Origin of the sequence: Clostridium sp. AM49-4BH (assembly GCF_003478335.1) — a bacterium.
Lineage (GTDB): Bacteria > Bacillota > Clostridia > Lachnospirales > Lachnospiraceae > Butyribacter.
Genome location: NZ_QUFB01000097.1, coordinates 1 through 3489, shown reverse-complemented (window position 1 = coordinate 3489; position 3489 = coordinate 1). Strand labels below are relative to the sequence as shown.

The following is a 3489-nucleotide window of genomic DNA, read 5'->3' as shown; positions in this document are numbered from 1 at the left end:
AAAATAATCCATGTGATCAAATATGAAGATGAATTACAACATGTTGTTTATAAAAAATATACATTAGGAAATCACTCAGTAGAAGAGTTGATATTGCACTATCAAATTAAAGCATATAATTGTTTACACACCATAGAGAATATTTTACTTTTCTTCTTGGGCGTATTCATCATTGGACTATTAATTATGTTGGCAAGTATATTCAATTAGCCTCATAACCGAAAGGAGATCATCTATGAAAATTACTCCAGAAATTGCAGCGTTAATAGCACAACTTGAATATGAAATCGGTCGTGAATGCTATAACCCAAATTCATACGATGGATACACCGGCGTTGAAGGTGCCGCATTTAGATACCCGGTAACTATTTACCAAGATGGTGATCTCCATAAACATAGGTATATTATTTCTTCGATTTCTCCTGACGAGGTTAATACAATGAAATATGTGTTTGGCTCCAAACATCTATTCATCGGCAACGGAATCTGCAATATCCTCAATATGTTAGAAAAACGATATGGGATAGATTTTAGCAAGATGGAAGATGAGATAAAGAAAGAATAATAGTATTATGAAAGGAAGAGAAACGTATGCCTAATACAAGAGAGAAGCCGGGTAAAAGTTCATATACTAGTGATAGCTGTGGGCTTCTATTTATATATTCTCTATTTAAATCAATAATCAGTTACATTTTAATAAATATAAGAGTGATTTCTAATAAAATACATGTTCCGGCTATATCAGGATGAATTAGGATGGGAGAGTAGTGAATGATATATTGCTGTTCTTTTATTTTTACATAAAGAAAACACCTAGTAAATTTCTAGGTGCTTTCCCATACAGTTTATAACCATTGGAATATATTCAGTTTCACTTATAAATAAGTGCGAATACATTAAACCCAATGTACAACGAAAGAATAACATTATGTTAATTCTCTCGCAACAGTCATATTTATTTTGTGTCTTTATAATATATTATATTCATCCTCTTGTCAATAGGTTAATCAATATTATATACAACTTTTACCATCTTTTTAATATCATTTATTGTGTCGGCATCAAGGTCACACATTTTTTCTGTCAATCTTGCTTTGGAAATACATCTTGCATGTTCCACCTTAATATATGACACCTTAGACATAGAGGGATGAGAAAATTCAATTTGTGTATCCAATTTTCTTTTCTTACTTCCATTCTTATCATATGCGGCAGTTAAGGGAATTATGAGAACAGTAGGACTTTTCATACATTTACTTGTATCTTGTGCAATAATTACAGGTCTACTTTTACCATTTTGTTCACTACCAACATTTTTACCTAAAGCACATCCATACACTTCCCATTGTTTAACAGCTCTTGGTTTGAATTTCTTCCATTTTGTTGTTTTATACTTATCTTGTCTATATTTTTCAGATGAATCCATCAATATCTTTTCTTTTGTCCATTGTAAAATAGGAATTGCTATGTCAGCATTTACGCTTGTTATAACCTTTTCTATTTCATTTAATAAATTTTTAACCTGTTGTTTCTTTGTAACATATTGAGCCATATAACAATTCTCCTTTGGTAATTTATACCAAATATTATACGACATAATACTACATATTTCTATCAGAACATATATTCTACAATTTTATGAAATAGGAAAGAGGAATAGAACTAACGTTCCGGCTGCCCTGTTTATCCTCTATATGGTAAAATATTCCTATCAAAATATCACATTACAAAGGAGGTTTACCATGCCGAGTACAGGAGAGAAGCCAGGTAAAGGCGAATATACTTGCGATAACTGTGGACAGGTGGTTGTATTAGATGATGACACCGGTACAATGCCACCCTGCCCAACATGTAGCGGAACATACTTTCACTAATCGGCTAAGGTAAATCGCTTGATATTAAATGGTTTACCGAACCATTGAGTCCAGATTGCCAACTCTTTTGTTCCGGTCTGGACTCTGTATTTTGTATAATAAGTTAATGGTAATATCTGTTTTAATATGTAAATAAGTTTCATCATATTCTATATCCTTTCTACTAATTAATATGTAAGTACCACGCACACATATCCCTGTGCACGGTACTTTGCAGCAATTTCTTTCCACTCATCACCGCTGGCATAAACCTCATCATAAATCTGTGAGTACACGCCGCTTGTGTCTAAAACTATAATTCTTTTCATATCCATTTCCTCCATAAAGTATTTGATATAATCACTATACAACATTCTGTCGAATAAATGTGGCTGTTGCACAAATCGACATATTTTTGTATAAATCTACCGTATATTCTTTATGGTTTGATGCACACGATCTAAATACTTACGACCAATGTTGAGTTCTATATCATTTGACATTGTGATTGACGTAGAACGCACAGCTCGTATACACATAAGATTGATAAGATAGCTTTTGCTTATGCGTAGAAAGAAATCACAGATCCGATCAATTTGCTGCTCGACCATATCTAGCTTATCATAAAACCGGCTGACAGTATTATTGTTCATCACAATATTCACAACCCTATGCTGTGATTCAAAGTACACTAGAGCATTTGTGATTTACAGAAATGATAGAACAAGAGTGCGAGAACAGAATACTAATCTTATGAAATCTATCAAAGAAAAACTTACAGCATCAAACGTTCAAAATCAGAATGCCAATATTGATGAAAAATCATTCGGAGGTAGAGTTGGAGAAGCAAGTGATACTGTACTAAAACAGTATGCATTAGATAATTGCATGTCAGAAATGTCAAGAAATAATCATTTGAATAGGAATGTGTACAGGACTGTAATTATGCTGTGCAAGACATTTAGCAATGATTTCTGCATCACGTCTGTCTGTTTTAATGCGTTTTCTGCTGCGCTGCTCCAACATTGTGGTCGGGGCAAGGATCACACAATCCACATTTCTGGCGGATAACTGGTGATATAACGTATAACCGAGACAGCCAGCTTCATAACCGCATAGAAACTTTGTATCGTTTCCGTAGATGGTACGAAGAAACTCAAGATACTTTAGTACCTTTTTGTAATCGGCTTCGGTTTTTTGAAAGTGAGATGCCATTTCTGATTCGATTGTGTAAGCGCAAAGTGTAAAACTATTTTTATGTACATCCATTCCTACGTAAATTGTGTTATAATACATTTGGTGACCTCCTTTTGTATGCGGTAATCCCTGTTACCATTGTTTGTTTCCAATTCATAGTATACAGGTAAATCCACGATGCTACAAATCGGAGGTCATTACATATTGTCTTCGCACATCAAAAATTATCATGTTGTCACATATTGCTTACTATGTCGATGGTTTAATTATATTTTGCAGCCACTATATTGCGGGTTCTGCCATGAAGAAACTATAGCAATTGCCTTGCCGCAATTAGTTTTCAGTTGATAGGAAATTGCTGTTATGTAGCGTGACATCGCCAAGAATTGCTTTAGCAATTCTTGTAGAGCAAAACGCTGGTTTTGCTCTTTTTCACAGT

Annotated in this window: 6 protein-coding genes; 3 read left to right on the top strand and 3 right to left on the bottom strand. The window is 33.9% G+C overall.

All coding sequences use genetic code 11. The features are described from left to right. Together DW981_RS15430 and DW981_RS14285 are read left to right on the top strand one after the other, a co-directional pair. Nucleotides 1-210: hypothetical protein (locus DW981_RS15430; RefSeq protein WP_207664014.1), on the top strand; the 210-nt coding region annotated here is incomplete at its 5' end. Between the two features lie 25 nt (nt 211-235). Beyond that, nucleotides 236-565 (top strand): hypothetical protein, encoded by a 330-nt coding sequence (locus DW981_RS14285; RefSeq protein ID WP_118508213.1) that lies wholly within the window; start codon nt 236-238, stop codon nt 563-565. 438 nt (nt 566-1003) lie between these two features. Here DW981_RS14285 and DW981_RS14280 read toward each other — a convergent pair whose 3' ends face one another. Continuing rightward, nucleotides 1004-1552, bottom strand: a complete 549-nt coding sequence (locus DW981_RS14280; protein ID WP_182434309.1) for a type II toxin-antitoxin system PemK/MazF family toxin — start codon at nt 1550-1552, stop codon at nt 1004-1006. Between the two features lie 190 nt (nt 1553-1742). On the opposite strand from DW981_RS14280, the gene DW981_RS14275 reads away from it, so the two are divergent. Further along, nucleotides 1743-1874: a hypothetical protein gene (locus DW981_RS14275; protein ID WP_118508211.1), complete on the top strand. Its 132-nt coding sequence runs from the start codon at nt 1743-1745 to the stop codon at nt 1872-1874. Nucleotides 1875-2041: 167 nt separating this feature from the next. Here the strand turns inward: DW981_RS14275 and DW981_RS15265 are convergent, their stop codons facing one another. Further along, entirely contained in the window at nt 2042-2182 is a 141-nt protein-coding gene (locus DW981_RS15265; protein ID WP_182434308.1) for a hypothetical protein, read from the bottom strand. A 571-nt stretch (nt 2183-2753) separates the two neighbouring features. Next, a complete protein-coding gene (locus DW981_RS14260) occupies nt 2754-3149 on the bottom strand; it encodes a transposase (RefSeq protein ID WP_118508209.1) in 396 nt (131 codons plus the stop codon). Nucleotides 3150-3489 lie beyond the last annotated feature (340 nt).